This is a genomic window from Methanomassiliicoccales archaeon (genome assembly GCA_013415865.1).
In the GTDB taxonomy this organism is placed as follows: Archaea; Thermoplasmatota; Thermoplasmata; order Methanomassiliicoccales; family UBA472; genus MVRC01.
In genome coordinates this window covers 558052-582838 of record CP058896.1, presented here as the reverse complement: position 1 = coordinate 582838, position 24787 = coordinate 558052, and the positions used below count along the sequence as shown (strand labels likewise).

At 54.7% G+C, this 24787-nt stretch carries 19 protein-coding genes; 10 read left to right on the top strand and 9 right to left on the bottom strand.

Translation table 11 applies throughout. The annotated features are described in order from the left end of the window. Nucleotides 1–67: 67 nt before the first annotated feature. From HPY73_02860 to HPY73_02850, 3 genes are read right to left on the bottom strand one after another with little or no spacing between them, the layout of a single operon-like run. Nucleotides 68–853, bottom strand: coding sequence for a translation initiation factor IF-2 subunit alpha (locus HPY73_02860; protein QLH74494.1), 786 nt, complete (start codon nt 851–853; stop codon nt 68–70). Continuing rightward, nucleotides 853–1032: a 30S ribosomal protein S27e gene (locus tag HPY73_02855; GenBank protein QLH75627.1), complete on the bottom strand. Its 180-nt coding sequence runs from the start codon at nt 1030–1032 to the stop codon at nt 853–855. Before HPY73_02855 ends, HPY73_02860 begins: the two co-directional genes overlap by 1 nt. Further along, the gene (locus HPY73_02850; protein ID QLH74493.1) at nt 1032–1310 is read right to left on the bottom strand and encodes a 50S ribosomal protein L44e; all 279 of its coding nucleotides are present in this window, start codon (nt 1308–1310) and stop codon (nt 1032–1034) included. Before HPY73_02850 ends, HPY73_02855 begins: the two co-directional genes overlap by 1 nt. 428 nt (nt 1311–1738) lie before the next feature. On the opposite strand from HPY73_02850, the gene HPY73_02845 reads away from it, so the two are divergent. Beyond that, on the top strand, nt 1739–2119 hold the full coding sequence (locus tag HPY73_02845; GenBank protein ID QLH75626.1) for an ArsR family transcriptional regulator: 381 nt from the start codon (nt 1739–1741) through the stop codon (nt 2117–2119). Nucleotides 2120–2153: 34 nt separating this feature from the next. Here HPY73_02845 and rpiA read toward each other — a convergent pair whose 3' ends face one another. The 3 genes from rpiA to HPY73_02830 are packed head-to-tail and all read right to left on the bottom strand — an operon-like array spanning nt 2154 to nt 3688. After that, a complete protein-coding gene (gene rpiA / locus HPY73_02840) occupies nt 2154–2819 on the bottom strand; it encodes a ribose-5-phosphate isomerase RpiA (GenBank protein QLH74492.1) in 666 nt (221 codons plus the stop codon). 1 nt (nt 2820) lies between these two features. Then, nucleotides 2821–3534: a creatininase family protein gene (locus tag HPY73_02835; protein QLH74491.1), complete on the bottom strand. Its 714-nt coding sequence runs from the start codon at nt 3532–3534 to the stop codon at nt 2821–2823. 4 nt (nt 3535–3538) lie between these two features. After that, entirely contained in the window at nt 3539–3688 is a 150-nt protein-coding gene (locus HPY73_02830) for a hypothetical protein (GenBank protein ID QLH74490.1), read from the bottom strand. 73 nt (nt 3689–3761) lie between these two features. On the opposite strand from HPY73_02830, the gene HPY73_02825 reads away from it, so the two are divergent. After that, nucleotides 3762–4427 (top strand): diphthine--ammonia ligase, encoded by a 666-nt coding sequence (locus tag HPY73_02825; protein ID QLH75625.1) that lies wholly within the window; start codon nt 3762–3764, stop codon nt 4425–4427. Here HPY73_02825 and HPY73_02820 read toward each other — a convergent pair whose 3' ends face one another. The 3 genes from HPY73_02820 to HPY73_02810 are packed head-to-tail and all read right to left on the bottom strand — an operon-like array spanning nt 4428 to nt 6549. Continuing rightward, the gene (locus HPY73_02820; protein ID QLH74489.1) at nt 4428–4916 is read right to left on the bottom strand and encodes a redoxin domain-containing protein; all 489 of its coding nucleotides are present in this window, start codon (nt 4914–4916) and stop codon (nt 4428–4430) included. Nucleotides 4917–4966: 50 nt separating this feature from the next. Further along, complete coding sequence (locus HPY73_02815; GenBank protein ID QLH74488.1) at nt 4967–5473, bottom strand: redoxin domain-containing protein; 507 nt, start codon at nt 5471–5473, stop codon at nt 4967–4969. An 11-nt stretch (nt 5474–5484) separates the two neighbouring features. After that, entirely contained in the window at nt 5485–6549 is a 1065-nt protein-coding gene (locus HPY73_02810) for an aminopeptidase (GenBank protein ID QLH74487.1), read from the bottom strand. Nucleotides 6550–6754: 205 nt separating this feature from the next. On the opposite strand from HPY73_02810, the gene HPY73_02805 reads away from it, so the two are divergent. The 8 genes from HPY73_02805 (at nt 6755) to HPY73_02770 (ending at nt 24786) form a co-directional block, all read left to right on the top strand. Next, nucleotides 6755–7165 carry a hypothetical protein gene (locus HPY73_02805; GenBank protein ID QLH74486.1) on the top strand — a complete coding sequence of 137 codons (411 nt, stop codon included), beginning with the start codon at nt 6755–6757 and terminating at the stop codon, nt 7163–7165. A gap of 85 nt (nt 7166–7250) precedes the next feature. Continuing rightward, complete coding sequence (rmuC, locus tag HPY73_02800; GenBank protein QLH74485.1) at nt 7251–8639, top strand: DNA recombination protein RmuC; 1389 nt, start codon at nt 7251–7253, stop codon at nt 8637–8639. Continuing rightward, entirely contained in the window at nt 8640–9710 is a 1071-nt protein-coding gene (locus HPY73_02795; GenBank protein QLH74484.1) for a M48 family metalloprotease, read from the top strand. Nucleotides 9711–9815: 105 nt separating this feature from the next. Further along, complete coding sequence (locus HPY73_02790) at nt 9816–12902, top strand: PD-(D/E)XK nuclease family protein (protein ID QLH74483.1); 3087 nt, start codon at nt 9816–9818, stop codon at nt 12900–12902. A 1-nt stretch (nt 12903) separates the two neighbouring features. Beyond that, nucleotides 12904–16260, top strand: coding sequence for a UvrD-helicase domain-containing protein (locus HPY73_02785; GenBank protein ID QLH74482.1), 3357 nt, complete (start codon nt 12904–12906; stop codon nt 16258–16260). A 240-nt stretch (nt 16261–16500) separates the two neighbouring features. Beyond that, on the top strand, nt 16501–19758 hold the full coding sequence (locus HPY73_02780; protein QLH74481.1) for a DEAD/DEAH box helicase family protein: 3258 nt from the start codon (nt 16501–16503) through the stop codon (nt 19756–19758). Next, on the top strand, nt 19755–22691 hold the full coding sequence (locus HPY73_02775) for a hypothetical protein (protein ID QLH74480.1): 2937 nt from the start codon (nt 19755–19757) through the stop codon (nt 22689–22691). The genes HPY73_02780 and HPY73_02775 overlap by 4 nt, the downstream gene beginning before the upstream one ends. Then, entirely contained in the window at nt 22594–24786 is a 2193-nt protein-coding gene (locus tag HPY73_02770; protein ID QLH74479.1) for a hypothetical protein, read from the top strand. Before HPY73_02775 ends, HPY73_02770 begins: the two co-directional genes overlap by 98 nt. Nucleotide 24787: the final 1 nt, after the last annotated feature.

Below are 24787 nucleotides of genomic sequence, written 5' to 3'. Positions count from 1 at the left end.
ACCCTCATTTCCAGGACCAGATTATGTCGTACGCTGAATAATATATTTCCTTTGAACAAGGGGCCGGTCACTTGTTTGCCTCGCGGTTGAAGACGCCCTCTCCACCGCATTCCTTGATCCTGTTGATCATTATGGTGGTCCCCGCCTTGAGCTCTTCCTCGGCCTCTTTGTAATCGGCCGCGGTGACCACGACACGATACTTTGGCGCGCCGATGTATTGGACGGTCATCTTGTCCTCCCTTCCTTCCAGTCCGGCCAAGAGGGACCCCTTTATCTTCTCTATGCCATCAGGCGCAGGACATCTCATCTCGAGATACCCCGATATCTGTACGAACGGCGGTGTGACGTTCTCCTTCGCGACCTCGATAAAAACATTGTTCCAGTCGCCCTCAAAGCCCGCCTCTTGCAGTGCCTTGGGGTTCGCGGCGCACGCCTCGAAGGCGGCGTACAGGGTTCCGAAATGCTCCATGAGAGCGAAGCCGAACTTCTCAAAGCACTCCTTTACCGGCATCCTGAGCCGCTCGGCCACTATCTCCATCAGTTTGTCGGCCTTGTTCTCGTTCTTCCATTCCTGGATCTTGTCACGTCGCTGGTGCTCGTTGACGGTCTTCAACGAGAGGTCTATGTGCCCCTTGCTGGGGTCGACGCCCAGGACCTTGCAGACGATCTTTTGGCCTTCGCGTATGAAGTCCCTGATGTATTTGACCCACCCGGTGGCAACATCCCTCACGTGGATGAAGCCCTCCTTGTTGCCGTACTCATCCAGGGTGACGAAGGCGCCGAAGCTCTTCACGTTCTGAACTGTACATACAACGAGCTCGCCTTCTTCCGGGAACTCGCTGGTCTTTGGCATTAGTCGACCACCTCAAGCAGCTGCCCTTTGATCTCCCCTTGGCCTCCCTTGGGCCTGATCAAAGTGGAGCCGCACACGTGGCAGGTGACATTCGTCGCTGGCTTCTTGAACGCGACCTGCTCGTTCCCGCAGTCCGCGCATTTGATCTTCACGAAATTGTTGGTGTGGGTCATGAGCATCACTCCGTCAGCTCGAACTTCTTTGCACGGAAGCATGGCTTCTGGTGCGCTTTCTTGCATTTCTTGCAGCGGTATCTGAGGGAGATCCTCTTGGTGGGCTTCTCACGCCCCTCCGGCTTTGGCCTTGGGAAACCTCCATAACCTGAGGTGGCCCTCCTGAATCTCCTCTGGCCCCACTTGAGCTCACTTGCCTTCTTCTTCTTGACCCTCTCGACCTCATGGTCGGTGTGGACCTTGCAAGTGGGACAGTAAGTCTTGATCGCCCTGGGCATCTTCATCAATATCACCCTTGGATGAAGGAGCCCTAATACTCAATTATTATTTAAACTCTTAGCACTATGAGGCCATCTGGAAGTATGCTGGCCATGATGCAGCGATGCTATTCCAGAGGTCAAAATGTCAAGGGCCGGAGGGGCATGTTCATCATGTAAGGGGCGCCCTTGTAAACGGCTCATACCGGTCGACCGCCAGAAGCTGATCGCGCCCTTAGGGAATATTTAAATTATTTTAGTAATGGCATTATAATCACGAGAAGAGGCATAATTTATCTGGGACTGTTACAATTAAATCATATGCCAGCATCTTATCCAGGCATTTCAATAATAATGAGAAATAGAAAATCATTTATATCTACGACATAATAAATGTTTTTAAGGAACCGTTCAAAATCGAATAAACCGTTTTACTAAGGGGAGCGTGTTTGAAAATGGTCGAGAGAGGCTTTAACAAGAAAGACGAGACGCTCGTCGAGATACTGATGGGCACAGGCATGCCCAAGAACGTCGCCAAGACGTTGGCCTACCTGCGCAAGAAGGAGGAGACCACGTCGGTCGACATCGAGCTTTCTACCCAGCTGAGGCAGCCAGAGGTCTCGATAGCGATGCAGGAGCTAAGAAGGCGCAAGTGGGTCATCAAGCGTGACATAAAGAAAGAGGGAAAGGGCAGGCCTGTGCATTCGTACAAGCTCGCGATACCTTTTGAAAGGATCATAGAGACATTGGAAAAAGAAGAGAGGAAGCGCATCGAGAGGATCGAGGCGAACATAGAGCTGCTGAAGCAACAGGCCCAGCAGGGACAGGGTCCCTGACCCCCTTAGTGACAAACCATTTATCCATGACCTTCTAGCGTTCTCTTATCTCTATGCCGTTCTCCCGGGCGATCACGACCTTTGTGGCCATTCTCAGGAACAGACCGGTCTCTACCACGCCCGGTATCTGTTTGAGCTGTAGCTCGAGGGCATAGGGGTCCTCGATGCAATCGAACCTGCAGTTGTAGATGTAGTTCCCGTTGTCGGTGATGAAAGGCGTCGCCCCGCCCTTGAGCTCCGGTTGGCAGCCAAGCATCTCGAGGTGCCTTCTCGTCCTTTTATGCCCGAACCTCACGACCTCCACCGGGAGCGGCGACCTCGTACCTAGCTTGTCGACCATCTTTGACCCATCGACGATGATGACCTCCTGCCTTGACACGTACGCGACCATCTTCTCCCTCAGAAGGGCGCCGCCCATCCCCTTGATCAGGTCCATCCTTCCGTCGACCTCGTCCGCGCCATCGATGGTGAGGTCGATACGGTCCACGTCGTCAAGCTCTAAGAGAGGTATGCCCAGTCTCCTCGCCTGCTCCTCGGTGGCCTTGGACGTCGGAACACCTTTGAGGTCATACCCCTGGGCGACGAGCCTTCCGATCGCCTCCACCGCGTAATATGTGGTGCTTCCGGTGCCCAGGCCCAATATCATGCCGTCCTTGACGAGCCCGACCGCCCTCTCCGCCGCCTTTTTAAGTTCGCTCATGTCAGACCCCGAAGTTCATCTTGATCGCCGCGGTCAGCTTCTCGACCACGAAATCGTTCACCTTCTTGCCCTTCTCGGCACTGGCCTTTGCCGCATCCCCGACGAAGCAGTCGGGATAGAACCTCTCCGGATGACGGACGACCATGAAGTTCGGGCTCGTCGCGCATCCGCGCCTCCTTTTCTTCTTTACAAGCTCGGGCCTCAGCGCCAAGACCCTGGAGGTCTCGATTATGCCCCCATGGCCATCGTCCTCCTCTCCGCAGAGCTCGTCCTTCATCTTGAACGCATAATCATAATCGGAGAGCACCATGAGCTGAAGGTCCTCATATTTCCAGACAAGCTCCTCTCCTGCGGACTTGAGGGCGGCCATGTGCACGGTCCCGGCGTGGCCTGTCAATATCACGACCTTCCTGATGCCTTGGTCATAGAGCGATGAGACCACATCTATGGCGACCGCCTTGAGGGTCTCCATCCTTATGCCCAGCGTGCCGGGCATCCGCCTTGTGGAGCTGTGCTGCCCATATGCCACTATCGGGGCCACGAGCCCTCCTATCCTCCTGGCGACCTCATCTGCGACATACATGGGCTGGAACGAGTCCGTTCCCAAGGGCAGATGCTCACCGTGCGCCTCGACCGCCCCAAAGGGAAGTATGACCACAGGGCCTTTCTTCACCGCCTTGGCGAAATCCACCGAGCTCATCTCCTCGATCCTCATGTCATCACTTCCTCTTCGGCGCTATCAGTTTCGTGCCGCAGACAGGGCAGAGGCCCTTGGACAACGAATCCTTGTTGAACCTCTCGACCAGGGTCCTGTTGATCTCCTCCAACCTCTCGTCCGGTATCGTCTTGCCGCACTTGGGGCAGTACATGACCTGGCATTGTCGAGGCCCTAGATATTTTCTCCTAGCAAGGTTGATGAGAGGCGAGGGACATCGGCCTGACGTGAAGCTCGCCGCACTTTTCTCTGGAGGGAAGGACTCGACATACGCGCTCTATCTGGAAGAGCAGATGGGCCATGAGGTGACGGTGCTCGTCACCATGGTGCCGAGGGACCCCTATGCCATGCTCTTCCACACGTTGAACCTGGACCTCATGCCCCTGCATTCGAGGTCGATGGGCAAGGAGGTCAGGATGGTGAGGACGAGCGGCGAGGAGAAGGACGACCTGCGTGCGTTGAGCGATGAGCTTTCAGCTCTTGACGTCGACGGCGTCGTCACCGGTGCGATCGCGTCGGACTACCAATGGGACAGGATCAACGGCGTCTGCGAACGGTCGGGGCTGAGATGCCTCTCCCCCCTATGGAGGAAGGACCAGGAGATGCTCCTGAGGGACATGGTCGCCGCAGGCATCAGGGCCATCATCGTCGGCACCTTCGTGGAGGGCATGGACAGAAGCTGGCTGGGCAGGGAGATCGACACCTTCGCGATAGACGAGCTTATACGTCTTAAGAAGAGGTTTGGCATCAACGTCTCCGGCGAGGGCGGGGAGTACGAGACCCTCGTGCTCTCATCGCCTTTGCACTCCCGTCCGATCAAAGTGCTTTCCAGCTATGTGGAAGAGGACAGGTCGTCATCAAGGCTGGTGGTGACCGATGCGGACCTCGCATGATCATCTCCCGGTGATCTTCCTGCATTCCTTGATCAGACCGTCGATGTCGGGCGTCTGATGCGTGTCCTCCGGGACCCAAGCGTAGAGGAGCACGCCCTCCTTCGAGATTATGAAGGCCGACCTGCATGCCCTGCCCTTGAACCAGCTGTCCTTGGGGCAGAGGACGCCGAAGGCCTCTGCCACCTTACCATCCACATCAGAGAGCAGGGTGAACGGCAGCCGCATGTTCGAGCGCCAGGCGGCGTGCGAATAGTAAGTGTTCGTGCTGATACCGACCACCCTCACCCCGGCATCGACGAACTGCTGGTACTTGTCCCGCACCTCGCCCATCTGTATCGAGCACAGCATGCCGAAGTCGGACGGATAGAAGAAGATCAGCACAGGGCCGTCCGCCCTAAGTTCGCTCAGGCCCACCGGTCTGTTGCTCTCATCGGGCAGGGTGAAGTCTACCACCTTGGTACCGAGCGGAGGGGCCTTTCCTGTTATCATCACAACGGGAGCTGTCCATATGGTTAAAGATTGTTTTGGTCCCTGACCGATCATCTCTCCTTCATCAGCTCGGTGCACACCCTGACGAGCTCATCGTAGTCAGGCTCCAGGGAGGGGTCCTCCGGGGCCCACTTGTATCTTATGACCCCTTTGAGGTCGAGTATGAACACGCACCTGTAGCTCCTTCCGCCCTCCAGGTAGCCATAGGCGATGTCGTTCGGGTCGGGCATCACATCATACATCCTCGAGACCTTTCCATCCCGGTCGCTGAGGAGCGAGAACGGCAGGTCGAGGGCGATGATCCAATTGCCATGGGAATAGGTGGTGTTCGTGCTTATCGGGAGGAGCGTGCAGATATCCTTGAGCTGCGGATAGTACTCCTTCAGGCCCTTAATCTCGACGGTGCACATCATGCCGAAGTCGGAAGGGTAGAACGCCAGGATGACAGGTCTCTTGCCGATGAACGAGCTCAGCCTGACGGGCTCATTGTCCTCCTTGGGGAGCTCGAAGTCCGGTGCCTTGTCCCCGACGTTCAGCCCATAGACCTTCTCCGCCATCCATCACCACCTCAGACCAGAGGCCTGCCTTCCTTCATCACCTGTCGTCCATCGATGAAGACGTCAGGACGGAGAACGAGGCAGTCCAGATGTATCATGGCATGGGCGTCGTTCTCAAGGTTCATGCCTATGGCGAAATGCACCGTGCCGCCCACCTTCTCGTCCTCCAGGATGTTGCAGGACATCTTTGCCCTGGGGTTCAGACCGATGCCCATCTCGCCCAGGTGCCTCGTGTTCTTCGCATCCTCGAGCTTGCCAAGGCCCCTCGCCTGCGCCTCCGACCTATCGAGGAGCTCACGTAACTTCCTTGCGGTCTCCTTCCCGGATATCTCAACGGCAAATCCCTTTTCGAACCTTACCCTCACAGGCTCATCAGGGAGCTCGGCGGCGGTGTCTAGGTCGATGGTACCGTCGAACACTATGGCCCCCTCTGCCGTCCCATTGGCCGGCGACACGTACACCTCGCCGGTCGGCAGGTTGCCGCCTTGACCGGGCTGGCGGAAGTCCCCGTCATCGTAATGCCCCTTCCTCCCCTCTATCCTGAACCTTATGTCCGTGCCGGAGGGCGAGGTAACGTGGACCTCTTTTCCTTCGTCTATCAGCTCCTTCAAGGCCTTGGCGTTACGTCGGAGCTCCGTATAGTCGATCGGCACGCCCCTTTCAAATATGTCCCTCGTGCAGTTCGGTGACCAGAACGACCTGCAGCGCTTGTCGCCCTCAAGCACCTTGTCGTAGATGTGCGAGTGCTTCCTCTCATCCCTGCCTATGTAGCCGATATGAGTGCCGTACGGGTCCTTCCCGATCCTGCCGCGACAGATCGCGATCACTATATCGGGCTCGCCCCTTATCGCGTCCAGGACGGCAGGGTCGGCGAACGAGAAGTTGTCCTTCTCCTCCTGGACAACCATCACGGGCGTGGCCTTCATCTCTCTCGCCTGTATGAACAGTTCCTGGCATATCTCGAAGACATCACCTCCGAGGTTGGTGACTATCAGGACCCTCTCCCCCTCCTTGACCGCCAGGCATTCCTTCAGTGCGACCGAGGCGGCCTCCTTGAGCTTTGCATCATCGGCCATATCCCCCTGAGGGGAACTGAACGTATATATGGGTTGAGGGGACGTCGATGGCCAGGTCATAGCTCATTTGGTATGGACGGCCGCAACGGTCCTGTTCTGATGCCCAGGCCGTAATGATGGCGGACATGGTATCATCAATTCTCAAACCGTCTTAGAACATCCATTTATTTTGAAAGATTGTTGCCCCGAGCGGAGATGTGGGGAAATGACGTACTATCTAAAACCTAACGCGGACATAGAGGGTTTCGAGGCCAACATCTGGGCATATGCGGTCCTCATCAATGCGCTCGATGTGCTCGACGCGGACATGACCGAGTTCACGATATTCAACGACGGGGAGGAGATCTCACAAAAGGCGGCCGAAGGATGGGGAAGGCTGCTGCAAGAGAAGAAGCATCTCCTCAAGGCCGTCAACGTTTTGAGCAAGAATGGGCTGGAGCGCACGGTGATGGTCCTGAGGACCATGAACAATGATGAGATAAATGATATCGTCAGCCAATATGTCGATGAGAAGGCCAAGGTCCTGAGCATCGAGGAGCCTGAACCTGAACTGATGAAGCTGATAGACCGGTTTGCTGATTTCCTGATCAACTGCAAAGGGTTCAGGCAGTACTGAGGTCGAGGGGAGGCCTTAAATCGCATTTTTATCAAGCTCAAAGATATATTCCTGAGATATGGACAAGTGAAAAGGTGGGGAGGTCATGGAGGACTTAATCGGTATCATACTATTGGTGCTGGGACTGGGCATGGGCATCGGCTTTACGTATTTTGTCACCAAAGACAGGGTCGAGACCGCCAGGGAGAAGGCGATGACCGAATCGAGGTCGCAGATAGAGGCCCTGAACGAGAACATCAGGTACAAGGAGGGCACGATAACGGACCTGAGACAGCAATTGGAAGGTCTTCATAAAGAAAGGACCGAGCTCATCGAAGAGAGGTCCTCCCTCAGGCAGCAGCTGATGACAGAGAGGGAGAAGCTGAAGGAACAGGTAGAGCTCCTGGCGAAGGCAGAGGAGAGGTTCACCGAGACCTTCAGGTCATTGTCCTATCAGGCCTTGGACATGAACAACCGGTCCTTCCTCGCGCTCGCGGAGGAGAACCTGAAGAAGTTCCAGGAGAAGGCCAATATGGACCTCGAGAGCAGGCAGAGATCCATAGAGACCGTCCTGCAGCCGATATCCTCCACCCTGACCAGCCTCGACACGGTGATAAAGAAGGTCGAGGAGGACCATCTGAAGAGCACCGTCCAGATCCAGGAGGGAATAAGGCAGCTGTCGGAGAACGAGCTGAGGCTCCAGGCCGAGACAGCAAAGCTGGTGAACGCCCTAAGGACACCAGGGGTGAGGGGGAGATGGGGTGAGATGCACCTCAGGCGCCTGGTCGAGATGGCAGGGATGACCGAGCATTGTGACTTCGACGAGCAGATGTCGGCCGATGCCGAGGAGGGGAAGAGGAGGCCTGACATGGTCATCAACCTCCCTGGCGACAGGACGATAATCGTCGACTCGAAGGTGCCCCTGACCGCCTATCTCGAGGCCTTGGAATCTTCGGACGAGGAGACAAGGAGGTCATGCCTTGAGAGGCATGCCAGGCAGATCAGGACGCACATCGACGACCTTTCCTCGAAGAAATATTGGGATCTGATGGACAACGACCCCGAGTTCGTTGTCATGTTCATACCGGGGGAGATGTTCTTCAGCGCCGCACTTGAGATCGACCCCCAGCTTATAGAGTATGGTGTCAGCAGCAAGGTCATATTGGCATCACCGACGACCCTCATCGCGCTGCTGCTGGCCATCGCCCATGGATGGAGGGAGCACCACATCGCAGAAAATGCGCAGAAGATAAGCTCGATCGGGAAGGAGCTGTATGACAGGATTGACAAGTTCAGGGAGAGCTACGCGAAGGTCGGGAAACACCTGGCCAGTGCTGTCGATGCTTATAACAGCTCGGTCCCGACGTTCCAATCAAGGCTCTTGGTCAGCGCGAGGAAGCTGAAGGAGCTGAACGTTACGGTCGAGGAGGAGATAGACGACGTCTGCGAGGTCGAGAAGACCCCCAGATATCACCAGCTGGAGGAAGGGAGGTAGGTGGTCGGTCCCATGGATGTGAAAAAGGAGGATATGGTGTTCATTTCCAAAGCGCTCCTCTTGGCCGCATCACCGGTATCGTTCATTCTCCTGTTATGGTATGTGTTCAGGTTCTCCCTTTCATTGCTAGTGGGATGGACGATCGTCACCATCGCGGGCAACCTTCTGCTGCTCCTCATCATGCCGAAATTGCTGATAGGCAACATCAGAGGTACTGTTGACCAGAGCGACATCCCCTCGGAGGTCCAAAGTCTTGTAGAAGAGGTCGCCAGGTCCTTCGGTCTTCCGACCCCCATGGTAGGCATATTTATGGACGATGACCCGAACGCCTTCACTGTCGGGGTCGGGAAGGAGCACATCATCATGATCAGCAGCGGTCTGATCAGAACCTTGTCGCAGGAGGAGCTCAGGGCCGTCATAGCGCATGAGATGGCGCACATCAGTCACAAGGACGTTGCCCTGGGGTGCATGGCGACGGGCATAGGGCTGGTGCTGCGTGCCTGTGCTATGGTCGTCGGTGCGTTGGTGTTCATCGTTGCACTCATACTGCTGGCATTGTTCTCGAAGGGACGTTCCTCGTCCGGAAGCGCATTACTTCTATGGGGCGTGATCTCGGCGGTCACCGTCATCATGTTCCCGCTCTTCATAATGGCATGTCAGATGGCATTTTCTAGGAGGTTGGAATACGATGCGGACGAGGCGGCCTCACTGAGGACGGGGGGGCCGGGTCCTCTGATAAGGGCACTGGAAAAGATCCATGCCACGGGTCAGATGATAGATGTTCGAAGGAGCAAGGGCTGGGCAGGGGAGGCGACACTCGACCTATCATTCTATCACGAGCCGACGTCATTGAAGGACAGGCTCATCTCCAGTCATCCTCCGATCCACAAGAGGATCGAGAGGCTGAGGTCATTGGAGGGCGTACATCTCCATCCTGGCCATCAACCATCTTGGCAACTAGGAAGATCAGGGGAGCCATCTTCATCTTTGGGCACACGATGTCAGGGCTGTGGAAAGGACATAGCGTCAGATATGAGATTCTGTCCCTATTGTGGGAGAAGGTCAGGGTGAAATATGAAAGGACATGACGAAGGTTGAGGATAGGTGGCCCCTATTAGTGAAAGCAGGGGACGGTGATAGGCATTGAAAATGATGATACCCAGATGGACCAGAGACATGCGGAATGTCGAGCTGATAATGGCCGAACCTCAGGACCGTATCGAGAGGGTCGAGAACGAGCTGAAGGAGGCCCTGAGGAGGGACCCCTTCGGAGCCATGATGATATTGCCCTCCCCTACCGCCTGCGAGCAGGTCATCGAGAGGATTCTCGATGATGGTATCACGGTCCTAGGGGAACCGGTCTGCACATTGGACCAATTGGCCAAGGGCATCTTCAGGACCTGTGCCGAGAAAGAGGTGGAGATAACAAGGCAGCAGTCGGAGCTCATCCTGAGGAATGTGATGGAGGAGCATAGGGCCGAGGTCCCTGATTTTCACCCGTTGTGGGGCAACCTGGCCCCGACGGTAGCGGAGCTGAGGGCCCTTTTCGACACCTGGAGAGAGTTCTTGGTCGGCATCGATCGCATCAAAGGGGACGCCCGTAGACAGCAGTTGAAGGCCATCTACCTCTCATACCTCAGGAAATTGGATGAGAACGGGTTCTGCGATGACATCCGCATAAAAGAGATGGCGGTCAGATGGCTAGAACAGGGGAAGGTGAAGGTACCTGGCACGATATGGATGCTCGGCCTCAATGAGCTATGTCCTTTGGACCGGATGTTGGCGAAGGCCTTGATGGAGCGAACGGAACGTGCGGTCTTCATTGCAAGGCGGGATAGGGGGAGGGTCTTCAACGAGTATCTGGCATGGACCTTTGCCGGCAAGATCGAGATTGACAACCTCGCCCCGATCGAGAAAGCGGACCTGTCCGAAAGGGGCGTCAAGGTCAGGGCGCAGGTGTTCGTCGATCCCTTGGCGGAGGCGAGGGCCGTCGCGTCCGAGATACGGTCATTGATAGAAGGAGGCGCTCCCCCAGGCAGCATCTGTGTCATGATGCCGATGAGGCAGAAGACGGCCGAGCGCTACAGACAGGCGTTCGAGGACTGTGGAGTATGGTGCAACCTCGACGTCCCAACGGACCTCATGAGGTCCTCGGTGGTGCAGACACTCTTGCGGATATTCGATGCGGTGGTCGAGGACATGCCGAGGGAACATATCGTCCGTCTCCTCAGCTCCCCCTACGTCAGGTGGTATTATCAGCAGGACGGCGAGAGGAAGGTACTGGGCGGAGGGATGGTCGGCAGATATGCACACGAGGCCGGTGTCATAGGTGGCCCGGAGGATTGGAGGGAAAAGCTCGATGCCCTTCGCATCAGGACGATAGAGGAAGCGTCCGCACCCGATGTGCCTGTGCCCAAGAGGGAATGGATGCTGGCCAAGGCGGAAAGGATCTCCTGTATCTCCGAAGGCCTTCAGGCCCTTTTCACCAGGCTGAGGTCCATCGACGGCGTGATGGACGCCGAGGAGAGGCTTGTCCGCATAAAGGCGTTGCTGAAGGAGCTGGAGGCGGACAGGCATCTGGAGTTCGAGGACGAGCGCATATATACGCTGGAGGCGAGGTCGCTCTCCGCATTCTTTGACATACTTGACGAGCTGGTCGCGACGGAGAGGCTCCTCCCCTCAGGTGGGGAAACGTTCAGTTCCTATGTGCAGAGGGTGAGGTTGATGTGCTCCTCGTGCTCAAGGTCATTGGAGCCAAAATATGAGGACGCCGTGATGGTGACGGGTATCAGGTCGTCGGTCATGTCACGATATGACCACGTCTTCATCATCGGCATGGTGGACGGGGACATCCCCTTCCTCGGCGCAGGCAACCCTTTCATCACGGAAAGGGACATCGAGGAGCTGTATCTTCTGACCAGGTGGGACATGTTCAAGCAGGAGAAGATGTACCTCTATAGTGCCATAATGTGCGCAAGGAAAGGTCTGTGGCTGAGCTCCCACGCCACCGAGGACGGCGAGAAGGTCGTCACCTCTTCCTTCTTCGACGAGCTCTTGCGCGCTCAGAGGACCGAGCCCTTCATGAACGCGGAACCGACCTATTCATTGGCCCATCAGTCGACCTTATTGGGGAGGGCGGTCGCCGGAGACGGCCCATGGGAAGGGCTTCTTCGCCCTCCTTTTTTGGACCTGGATGACATCCTGATGCGGATAAATGTCGAGAGATGCCACCGTTCAGGGGACTACGATTCAGAATATGATGGGGTCCTCAAGGACGAGAGCATATTGTCGGACCTAGGAAGGAGCCTGGGGCCGGACCGCATCTTCTCCGTGACGGACCTAGAGATGTACGCGGCCTGCCCTTATAGATACTACCTCTCCCGGGTCCTGAGCATCGAGCCGAAGGAGGAGGTAGAGATGGAGATCAGCCCGAAGGACCAAGGGACCTTTGTACATTCCCTCGCCTTCAGGCTCTTCAGGAAGATGAAGGAAGATGGCATCACAAGGGTGACGTCCACCAACATCGAGGACATCGAGCGCATGGCCAGGGCGCTCGCCGAGGAGGAGATGTCAAGGTTCCCGTTCTCCGGCCCCGCATTCGATGCTTACAAGGCGAGGATGCTCGGCTCGGAACATCGCAAGGGGCTCCTGAGGGCGTTCCTCGAGAAAGAGGCGGACAACGTCTCTGGCTTCATCCCATCATATTTCGAGCTCTCGTTCGGAAGGAGGTTGCCGGAGGAATGCGACCCGATGTCCTCGGAGGAGCCAGTATCAGTAAGGCTCTCCCCCGATGAGAGCATTCTCCTGGCCGGCCGCGTGGACCGCATCGACGTCAAGGGCGACCGCTTCCTCATCATCGATTACAAGACCGGTATGTGCCCTTCTCAAAAGGACGTTCGTGAAGGGAGGAACCTGCAGGTGCAGCTCTACCTTCAGGCGGTTCAGCAGATATTGAAGGGCAGGAAAGGGCTCGGTGGTATCTATTATCAGGTGAAGAGCGAGAAGGACCTGGGGTTCGGGACGCTGGTCCTTGATGGGGCCATAGGCGAAGACCTCATGCCGCTGCTCAGCAAGAGAAAGCTGTTCGACTCGATGGATTCATTGCTCGATGAGAGCAATGCGAAGGTCGTATCGATATTACATGCCATGAGGGCCGGGAGGTTCCATCCGGCCCTGGATCAAAGGGATTGCAGCAGCTACTGCGACTATGCCAGCATATGCAGGTTCGATGCGCACAGGACCCTGGACATGGAGGGCGATTGATATGGAACTGACCGAGGCGCAAAGAAGGGCGTTGGACATAGATAGGAGCTTGTGCGTGTCCGCGGGCGCCGGGGCCGGGAAGACAAAGGTGCTCGTTGACAGGTACATCAGGCTTTTAGAGGAAGGCGCTAGCATATCCCAGATCCTTGCGCTCACCTTCACCGAGAAGGCCGCCGCAGAGATGAAGGAGAGGGTACGTAGGGCGTTGGCAGAGAGGTCCGGCGATGAGTGGGGAGGGAGGCTCGAGGACTTCAACTGGTGCAACATCTCCACCTTCCATTCCTTCTGTGCGGAGCTCATACGTCAGCGTCCGCTAGAGTCAGGAATATCCCCACGCTTCACCGTTCTGGACGAGGTGAGCACCGGCCTGGTCCGGGAGGAGGCGTTCCAGGCCCTGATACGCGGCCATGGTACCGAGGGCATATCGGACAGGCTGGTCCGGGCGCTGACGCTATATGAAAGCTGGGGGCTTTGGCACAGGCTCCGATATCTTTACGGAAAAAGGGCGGAGATGGAGGATTGGATCGATGCACATCGCGACCCTGAGAGACTGAAGCGATGGCATGACGGGCTGTATGATGACATGCGAAGGTCCATCATCGTGGGTTTAAGGACCGACGCCGCCCTCTGGGGCGCCATAAGGACATTGGCACGGCTTTCCGCCTCGCATTCCGGCACCGGGGACGCAGGACAGAGGTTCCTGCTTGATGCATCTCCGTTCCTGGATATTCTGCTCAAGGGCGGGACCGACGACGAGATCATCGCGGCCCTTCAAGGACTGCGCGACCTGAAGCGTATCCCGAACATGGGGTCGAAAAATTATTTCACAGCCAAGGAAAAAAAGGACCTCAATGATGCCTTAGACCTCCTCAAGGAACGCCTGGAGGCCTTGAGGTTCGAGATGCTGTCCTCATGCGACGAAGATATGAGGAGGCGCTCGCTCGAGTCCATCGAGGACCTGCTGGCCATATACGACGTCTACTCGAACAAGATGGAAGAGCTGAAGAGGGAGCGCAATGCCATCGATTTCGAGGACATGGTCAGGACGGTCAGGAGGCTGGTGCGAGATGATGAGAGGATGCTGCATGAGCTGAGGGAGAGGTTCAGATACCTTCTCGTCGACGAGTTCCAGGACACCGACCCCGTCCAGGCGTTCATCGTATGGGCCGTGGTCGGTGACGACCCGAAGGACAGGCTTTTCATCGTCGGCGACCCGAAGCAGTCGATCTACGGCTTCAGGAACGCTGACGTCGTCATGTTCCAGAGGGCAAAGGGAAGGCTTTTGGAGAAGGACCCGGACGCGAGCGTCCACCTGGACGTCAACTTCAGGTCCTCGCCGCAGGTGGTGAGGTTCGTCAATCATGTCTTCTCAAGGATAATGGACAGGGAGGAAAGGGAGTATCAGTTCAGATATGAGGAGATGAGGTTCTCCGAGGAAAGGAAGGATGACAAGGGCTCGGTTGAGCTTTTATTGTCGGGCCCGAAGCAAGAGGGATTGTCCGAGGCTGAGATGGTCGCATGCCGGATAGGACAATTGCTCGCCAGCGAGGAGAAGATGGTCTACCTTGATAAGGAAGGGAAAAGGCTGCTGGCGGGCAGAAGGCCCGGACCGGACGATATCGCGATCCTGCTGAGGTCCAGGACGCACCTCAAGCTCTATGAGAAGGCGCTACGGGACAGGGGGATACCATATCATGTGCACAAGGGTATCGGGTTCTTCGACAGGCAGGAGGTACTCGACATCTACAACATCCTCCGCTTCCTTGCCGACACCTCGGACGACGTGGCGCTTTACGGTGTCCTCAGGTCCCCCTATTTCGGGTTCTCCGACGAGGAGCTCTATTGGGTATGCCGTGCGGACGGTCCTGACATCTGGCACAGATTGCGCTCGATGGCAGAGAGCAATGAGAGATGCAAGAGGGCGGTGCAGGCGCTCACCTCATGGATCCAGAGGTCGGGAAGGGTGCCGGTCGCCGACCTCCTGCGCCATATCCAGGTCACATCTGGCATATATGCGGTCTACGGGGCGCAGGCGAACGGGCGACAGATGCTCTCCAACATCGAGAAGCTGAACGCCATGCTAATGGAGGGCGAAGCGGTCATCACCCCGCACCAGGCGGTGGACTGGATGGACAAGGCCAGGTCCCTTGCGTCTCTGGAAGGGGAGGCCCCGATGGAGGCCATCGAGATGGACGCGGTCAAGATCATGACCGTGCACGCGGCGAAGGGCCTGGAGTTCCCTATCGTGGTCGTTCCGGAGATGGGCGGCTCCAACAGGGGCAGGGCCCCGGACGTGCTCTTCGATGAGAAGGTCGGGCTGGGCATCAAGGTCCTGGACGAGGGATATGAGCTGGAAGCGGACCTGGCCTACGGCATGATATCGGAGGAGCTGGAGGCGAAGGAGGCCGAGGAGTCCAAGAGGTTGCTGTATGTGGCCATGACAAGGGCGAGGGACCATCTGATTCTCTCAGGCAGCAACTCTTCAGATAAGGACAAGCCTTCAGATAAAAACAAGGCTTCAGGCAAGGACAAGGGTGTGCGTTGGCTGGAACTCCTGAGATCAGCGATGCCCAACGGGTGCTTTAGCCCCGATGGCAACAAGGTGGAGCTGGCCCCCGATGTGGAGATGGGGGTGCTGAGGTCGAAGGACCTTGAGGGGGAGGTGAAGGAGAGAGAAAGGCCTGAACTGCTGAAGATCGGCCAAGAGGTAAAGATGCTGAAAGAGTGGGCTCCGCTGCCGAGGCCGAAGAGAAGCCTGTCGCTGACGCCGACGGGTCTCAAGGCCTTCGAGGACTGCCCCGAACGTTACGTCAGGAGGTATCTCTTCGGGGTCCCGGAAGGTTGGCTGGACAGGATGCACGAGGACAAGGCCCTGAGGTTCGGGAATGCGGTGCATGAGGTGATGCGTGGAAGGGACCCGGGGTCCGTGGCGAGGAGATATGGCCTGGTTGAAATGGATATAGAGGAGATCATGCTCATCAAGAGGTCCTTTGACGAGAGGTCAGGAGACGTCCGAATAAATGCTCGATTTTCAGAACTCCCCTTCATGATGAAGGTCAGGGGGGTGAGGTTACATGGGGCCATGGACCGCCTGGAGCAGATTAACGACGGCACATGGACGGTCATAGATTTCAAGACCGATGACATAAAAGGGGATGAGGAGAAGAAAGCGGAGAGATATGCGGACCAGGTGCGGATATATATGCTCGCGGTGAGCGACACGGTAAAAGGTCACGTGGACGGAAATATATATTTCACCAAGGTTGGGAGGTCTGTAATGGTGAAAGGGGATGAGGGTGTGAGGTCAGAAATCGAATCAAAGGTCGCTGCGGTCCTTGAAAGAATAACAAGATTGTAAGCCAAGCCCACTTACTTTTATCTGTTCAGGATGAGATTAATGGGGACGGGGGGGATGAGAGTTGTTTTTCGCTCTTTCCTCATCACCTTTTCCTTTATTACGAATATTTAAAAACGGTTCTCTCCAGAAGCCACGACTTAATCGTCTCAGATAATCTTTAAGTCATCCAATTCGTTTTTCGGATGAGGGGAAAGGGGAGAGATTGATGCTATTTTTGCTATTGATAGATGGGGCGATGGCGTGAACTCACCTGAAGTCGGCATGAACGTATTGGTAAGGAAACGACCTGCAATAGTTCGGCAGGTGAAAACATTCACCGATGCATCAACCTCCGAGCAGATGCATCTGGTTGACGTAGATTATTTCGATGGCCATGACTTCCCCGAGGAGGACCAGATCGTTTGGGAAAGAGAGGTCAATGCACAATTGTTCTCTTTTCAGGATGTACCGGAGATAAAAACCCCTAGAAATCAGCCAGATCCTCCGGAAAAATTTCAAGCGTTCATAGACTCTTTAAAGTGGACATCGAACACCTCCTATTTCTTGAACAATGAAAGATTGCAATCTAGAAGTTTATCGGTCCTCAGCCCCTGGTTCAGCTCAGTGCAGGTCGAGGACTATCAATTGTACCCTGTCCTCAAGGCCATGGCCATGCCCAGAGTGAACATGTTGCTCGCAGATGATGTAGGCCTTGGGAAAACAATCGAGGCCGGACTGATACTTCAAGAGCTTATCCGCCAACGACGGATAAGGAGGATCATGATCATCTGTCCCGCATCGTTGCAGATCCAATGGCAGGACGAGATGAGGGAAAAGTTCCATCTTGATTTTGAGATCATGGACAGCGATAAGGTTTTCCAGGTCCAAAAGGAGCTGGGCATCGATCTCAACCCATGGACCGCTTTTCCGCGCATAATAACATCGATGGACTATCTGAAGCAGAAATATGTATTGAGCAGTTTCTCCAATGGATCACAAAACCTCTTGCCCAAGGATTCTTCCCTTCTACCATGGGACATGCTCATCGTCGATGAGGCCCATAACTTCATGCCCTCGAGCTTGAACGATCAAAGCGATAGGGTATCGATGTTGCGCCAGGTCGCACCTTTTTTCGAGCACAGGCTCTTCTTGACCGCAACCCCTCATAACGGCCACACAGAATCCTTCACAGGTCTTCTCGAGCTTTTGGACCCGGTAAGGTTCCATCAGAAGACGAAGCTAAATGAAGAGGACCACAAGCAGATCGGCCTTGTAATGATAAGGAGGATGAAGTCACAGCTGAACCAAGATAAAAAAAGGTTCACGTCGAGATCATTGACGGCCATCCCCGTTATCATGGATCAGAAAGAGGTACGCCTCTATGATGCCATGGCCAGATATCGTTCGATGGGCACGAGGGAGCTGGGGCGGTTAGGCAGGAAGGAGAAAGCACTTGGAGGCTTCATACTCCAATTGCTGACAAAACGTCTTCTTTCCTCCTCCTACGCTTTCGCCCGCTCATGGTGGAACCATGTCGATGGTTTCGATCTGGAAGAGTTCGACAGGGAACAGGCTGAAGAATCTAGGAAAAGGGCGGAGCAACCGGTCGATGAGGACCAAGAGAAGGAGCAAAGGGAGGAGGACGCGGTACGCCACGGGGCCGCCTGGTTGAAAAGGTACAAAGCAGTCCTTGACCAGTATATCGGTCCCGTATCGAAAGCCCTCGAGGAACTGGGATGGACGAGGGAGAACACCATCCAGATGGCAAACGTGAAGCATCTCCCTATCGACAGCAGATGGGAACAGCTTAAAAAATGGATCGAGAAGAACCTGATGGTGGAGGGCAAGGTACGTGGCGATGAGCGATTGATCATTTTCACAGAGTACAAGGACACTCAGGACTATCTGGTCAAGAGATTGAACCAGATGGGGTTCAAAGAACCTGTTCTACAATTATTGTATGGTGGGGCCGACGCGAACCAAAGGCGGCTTGTCAAGGAAGAGTTCAATGAACCGTCGTCACAGCTTCGGGTATTGGTCGCCACCGATGCCGCATCGGAAGGGCTGAACCTTCAGACCTCATGCCGGTACGTCATCCATCAGGAGATCCCTTGGAACCCCATGAGGTTGGAGCAGAGGAATGGACGTGTGGACCGGCATGGGCAGGTCAGGGATGTCGTGGTCCATCATTTCGTATCCGACCAGTCCGAGGACCTTCTCTTCTTGGACAAGGTCGTCCGAAAGGTCCATAATGTGCGAGAGGACCTGGGAAGTATGGGCAAGGTGCTGGACGAGGCGGTCTTAGAATACTTCACAAATGGAAATGTCGACGAAAAGAAGATAGAGGAGAAGCTAGGGAAGGTCAAGAAAGATGGACAGGACAAGGAAGATATAAGCTTCAGTTCGAAGGGGACGGAGACCGAGTACTCCGTTGCCATGAAGATGTTCGAGGAGACCCGGGAGATCCTAGGGATCGGTGAGGGCGGCATTGCCAGATTGTTGGATCAGGCCATAGTGCTCGATAAAGCGGATAAAGGAGAGATAAGAAAGGAGGGCGAGGGCTTCTATCGATTTTACAAGATCCCCCTGAAATGGCAAAAATTGGTCGAAGGGTCCTTGCTGATAAAATCCCATCAGGGTGTAGGATATCCCAAAATATGTTTCGACCCTTCACGGATGGTCACCATCGAGAACGGTCTCAACTTTTTCAGGCAGCCAAAGGACACCAGGCTCCTGATGTTATCGCATCCTCTCATGGAAAGGGCACTTCTATCATTCAAAAGGAGATTATGGATGCCAAGCAACGACTCAGGGCTTAGCCGATGGACGATAATAGAAGGGAAAGTTCCAAGATCCATCATCGCATTCAATGTGTTCTTCTTGATCACCGCGACCAACAAGCTTGGAGAAAGGGCCAGGACGGGAATTTTCAAAGAGACGATGGTCATGGGCGACAGCGGTCCCTTGAACACTGCCAAAGAGATTTCCACCTTTCCAGATAAAATAGAGAGGTCCAAACTTGAGAGATATCTTCCAGAGGTCAGGTCGAAGTGGATAAAGGTCGAGAGCGCTCTGGAGATTCGCAAGAAGGAGATAGCCAAGCAGATAGCGTCCCTAACTGAGGAGGAGCTTAGGAGGGAGCGCTCTCTCCGTTCTAAGGAATATCAGGAGCTGTTCGAGCTCAGGAAAAGGTCCTTGATGGAAAGGACAGACCCTAAGAACATTGAAAAATTATTGGACGAACTCAAGGAAGCAGAAGAAAGGTGGCGGCAGCAAACATTGTTCGAAGACATAAATGAGGAGAGAAGGCTGGAGTACGAGATAAAACGGCAGGAGTACGAGGAACTGAGATCGGAGACCGGCAGGAAAAACATAGAGGTGATGCTCGAGAAACTTAACCGAGAGAGGGAGCGGATGCTCGAGCGCGTCCTGCCCAACAGGTACTCTTTGGTCGAGAACGGTGTCGACGTCCAGGTCGCGGGCGTAGAGGTCATATTGCCAAAGGAGGCGACCGAATGAGCAACAACCGCTGGTTCTACGAACTCAAGCAGAACGGGATGTTGATCTCTCCCTCGGTCCTGGAGGATGAATTGCCAAAAGGTCCCGCCCCGGTCGATCAGCAGAAATATGAGAAATTGAGGGACGCCTACGCCAAGTTCCGTACCTGGTTCGAACAGGAGGAGAGGCCCGATCCCACGCCTTTGAGGATATGGATAAACGCCCTCTTCGAGTCGTTCTTGGAATACGGTTCATCCACCTGGCAGAAGGACGCTAGCGTCTCTGACAGGTTCAAACTGAAAACCTCAGAGCTCCAACTGGAGCTCCGGCCGGACCGTGTCCTATTCTTCCAATCAGAGTCCAACCCACGCCTGATGTTGAAGATAGACCGGACATCCAGGGCCGTCGGGATGGGCAGGGCGAGGAGCGAGTACAGCAAGTTCGTGGAGCTCTTGCGCGGAACTGGCGTCAAGCTCGGGATTATCACGAACGGAATGCAGGTCCGCCTTGTCTACGCTGCGATGGATTCGGACAGTTGGGTCGAATGGGATGTGGCCAGATGGTTCGAGAACATCGAGGGAAGGGAGCAGCTCGCGGGGTTCCAGGCCCTGTGCGGCCCGGAGTTCAACACCAAAGGCAACGAGCATCGTCTGCTACAGGCGGTCCTTGATAGCCGTTCCAAGCAGGGGGAGCTCTCACAGGTGCTCGGAGAGAACACAAGATTGGCCGTGGAGGAGCTGTTGTCATCCCTGGACAGGTCCATGAGACTTTATCCTGAGATGAGGGATATCCTTTTGAAAGACCCGGTCAGCCACTCTACGATCTCAGAGGAAGAAGAGCTGGAGGCCCTCTATCAGGCCTCCATTCGCCTCGTGATGAGGATCGTGGTGGTGCTGTTCGCCGAGTCCCGTGATCTGTTGCCGAGGAACATAGAATCCTATCACGCCTCATATGGCGTGGAGGGCCTCTACGCCCTGTTGAAGAAGGCCGAGACCACATTGGGCCTAAATTCATTGGAGACGGCCCAGTATTCATGGCCCAGGCTTCTTTCCCTCTTCAGGCTTATTCATGAGGGCTCCTCAGATGTGAATCTTAACATAATCCCCTATGGCGGGGCGTTGTTCCGACGAGGGGACAAGAAAAGCAGCGACCCCGTCCTCCGGGCGTTGGCATTGTTCGAGGACCAACGGAACGAGGTGAGCGATGCAACCGTCCTCAAGGTCTTGAACTGGCTGAAGAAGGGAGAGGTAAGGATAAAGGTCGGAAGGAGCACCAGAAAGGTCTCGGGACTGGTCGACTTCTCGGACCTGAGGACAGAGTACATAGGGATGATGTACGAGGGGCTGCTCGATTATCGGCTCCGGAGGGTGAAGGAAGAGGAGAAGGCGGTGATCTTCCTCAACATAGGCGAACAGCCCGCTCTTCCTTTGTCGCTATTGGAATCTCTCGATGACAGCTCTCTGAAAAATATGATAAAGGAGCTGGGGAAGGTCGAGACGAAAAAACTTGATGATGAGGACGAAGAGGGCTCCGAGGGGCCAGAGGATGAGGCATGCTCCAATGAAGAGCCTGAGCTTGAGGCGATATCGTCTGAAGAAGAAGGGCCATCGTTATCTTGCAACGATGTGGTCCCCGATGCCCTTCTTTGGGCCATGAGAGCGGTCGAGAAAGCGGGCATAGTCAAGAGGCCAAGGGGCAAGAACCCGGACATGATCAGGTATGAAGAGGAGAGGAGAAAGGCCGCGGCCAGACTTATTGTAAAAGAGGTCAAGGCGGGCGAGACCTACCTTGTGCGGGGGAGCGGTACAAGAAAAGGCACGGGCACCTTCTATACCAAGCCGCAGCTGGCCGTCCCCACGGTCATAAGGACGCTCGAGCCCTTGCTGAACGATGTGAAGGAGGTCGAAGGAAGGAAGGTCCTTGTACCGAAGACCCCCGAGGAGATATTGTCCGTAAAGGTATGCGATCCCGCCATGGGCTCCGGCTCTTTCCTGGTCGCAGCGCTGAATTACATCACCGACTGTCTTTACAGCTCGCTCTGGGAGCATAACAGATTCCGATCTTTGCCCGAAGACCAGACCGCTGTCGTCCTTCCCTTCGGCGAGAGGTCAAAAGGGCTTCTTCCCGAGGACATCATTCCCTGCAGGACCGACGACGAAGCCTTCGAGATGAAGGTGAAGGCAAGGCTCAAGAGATACGTGGTGGAGAGATGCATCTACGGGGTCGACATCAACCACCTTGCGGTGGAACTTGCCAAGCTCTCGCTCTGGGTCGAGACCATGGACCGCGGCCTCCCATTCGGGTTCTTGGACCACAAACTGAAGTGCGGGAACAGCCTGGTGGGATGCTGGGCGGACAGGTTCCAGGAGTATCCCCTTTTGGCATGGAAGCGGGAGGGAGGGGACGCGAAGCACGACGGCGTCCATCACAAGAAAAAAGTTTGGACCGAGGAGATCAAGGACATTTATTCAAAGAAGGTCAAGCCTGAGCTGGAGAGCATCTTACTGGGACAGCACACCCTCGACGATTGGGAGTACGGTGATGACGGCGTTCCAAGGGCGTTGATGGCCGACCTTGGCAAGAGGATCGCCGATCTTCATGACCTTCCCCTCTTCGGCGACGGTTTCGAGAGGAGGGAGCAGGCGTACCGTTCGGCCTTCGAGGACAACAAAGAGTTCCAGGACCTAAGATCAAGATTTGACCTGTGGTGTGCGGTGTGGTTCTGGCCAGGCGATTGGATGGACGAGCCTCCGACGCCCAAGGCGTTCTACTCCCCTTCGGAGTCGATGATGAAGCGCGCGAGGGCCTTGGCGCAGAAGTTCGGGGTTCTTCCATTGGGAGCTGGAGTTCCCCGACGTGTTCGTCAACGGGGCAGGAGGCTTCGACGCCGTAGTGGGAAACCCGCCATGGGAGGTATCCAAGCCCATATCAAAGGAATTCTTCTCTCAATATGACCCTATCTACAGGACCTATGGAAAGCAGGAGGCCCTCGATGTTCAGAAGAAACTGTTTGCAAAGAACGATGGAATTGAGCACGCATGGGTGGCCCACCAGGCCTATTTTAATGCGATGACGAATTGGGTCAAGAACGTCGCATTCCCCTTCGGGGACCCTTTGGACGAGGATCATGGGGGGTCATCCGAGCCATTTAAATCGCAAAAAGGGAAAAAGAAGATGGACCTTCACGATGTCTGGAGGTCCCGAAGGGCCAAACACAGATGTTTCTCAGACCCTGAGCATCCTTTCAGGCACCAGGGAAGCGCGGACCTGAACACATACAAGATGTTCCTGGAGCTGTCCAGGTCCTTATGCAAAGAGAATGGAAGGATGGGGATGATAGTGCCTTCTGGCATTTTTACCGACCTAGGTACAAAGGCGCTCAGGGAACTTTTCATCGATCGCAGCAGATGGGATTGGATATTCTGTTTCGAGAACAGGAAGAAAATATTCCATATACATTCAAGTTTCAAGTTCGGGCCCGTCATCGTGCAAAAAGGCGGAAGGACAGAGAGGATACGCACAGCTTTCATGAGGCACGACCTTGCCGATTGGGAGGACCCAGAGAAGTTCGCGATCGATTATACCAGAGAACAGATCGAGAGATTTTCGCCCAGGTCGAGATCGATATTGGAGATCAGGACGAAGAGGGACCAGGAGATCCTGACGAAGATCTATGCCAGCTCGGTTCTGCTTGGGGATAACAGTGAAAAGGGCTGGGGGATCAAATATGACAGAGAGTTCGATATGACGAACGATTCCCATCTCTTCCCGCCGAAGAGCTGGTGGGAGGAGAAGGGATATCGCCCTGACCAGTACGGGCGATGGTTGCCGCCTGAAGGGGAGAGACCTCAACTGATTTACAAAGATAAGGAGATCGGACCTCCTGGGGACATAGGATTGCCGGTTTATCAAGGTGCTATGATATGGCAGTACGATTTTAGCTATCAAGGATTCGTCAGCGGCTCTGGCAGCAAGACGATATGGCGGCAGATACCTTTCACATCCGAGAAAAACATTGAACCACAATTTGTTATGCCATCTAGTGTTTACCCTAAGTATAGATCAGAGAGCGTCAGATCAAAAATCGGTTTCAGGGACATAACAAACTCCACAAATGAAAGAACGATGATTGCGGCGTTGATCCCCGACTATCCAAGTATAAATGCCGTTCCAATAGTAGAATTAGATGATAGATTAAAAATCGACTATTATATATGCCTATTATCATCAATAAACTCATTATCTTACGATTATTCATTGAGGATTAGGGTAGGGGGAACACATCTCAATTTACATATACTGGAAGACACACCATTACCAACTCTTATTAAATTCAATAATAAAGTTGCATTATTCTCCGCCAGACTTGCATTAGCCAATAAAATATTTTCAGCGCATTGGATCTCTTTAAGGAAAAAAATCCCTCAGATCGAGAATTACAACGTGAAAAAACTATGGGCGGTCACCGATCATGAAAGGATCAGGATCAGGGCGATCCTTGATGCCATCAATGCGCATCTATACGGTCTCAGTTACGATGATTTCCGATGGATATTGAGGTTGGACGATTCGGACCCAAAGGGATTCTGGCGCGTCGATTCACGGAAACCGATCCAGATCCGATTAACGACCTTGGCCCTGGCCGCCTATCACGACATGAACAAGATCGGGTTTGACAATTTCATCAATTTAAATGAAGGGGATGGTTGGGCAATACCAGATAAACTGAAGATCTCTTTGGATGACCAAGGAATGATGAATTTCGACGACCCGAACGGAACGGAATGTGAGGTTGCCTCATGTCTCGGTCCAAGATATCTCCCTTGGCAGCTTGAGGGTACTCCAGAGGAGAGCTGGAGGGAATGCGAGATGCATGCCCGCAATATTCTGGGGGATGAAGGTTTCAAAAAGTTCATGAAAGAAATGGAAGAGGGCGGCCCAGACAAGGTCATCGGTCCAAGTGTAAAAGACGTCCTAGATTCTGCCGCTGATAAAATGTCAACACTAGAGACGTCTATGAACGCGCAAAAGAAGCTATTTGATTATTGAA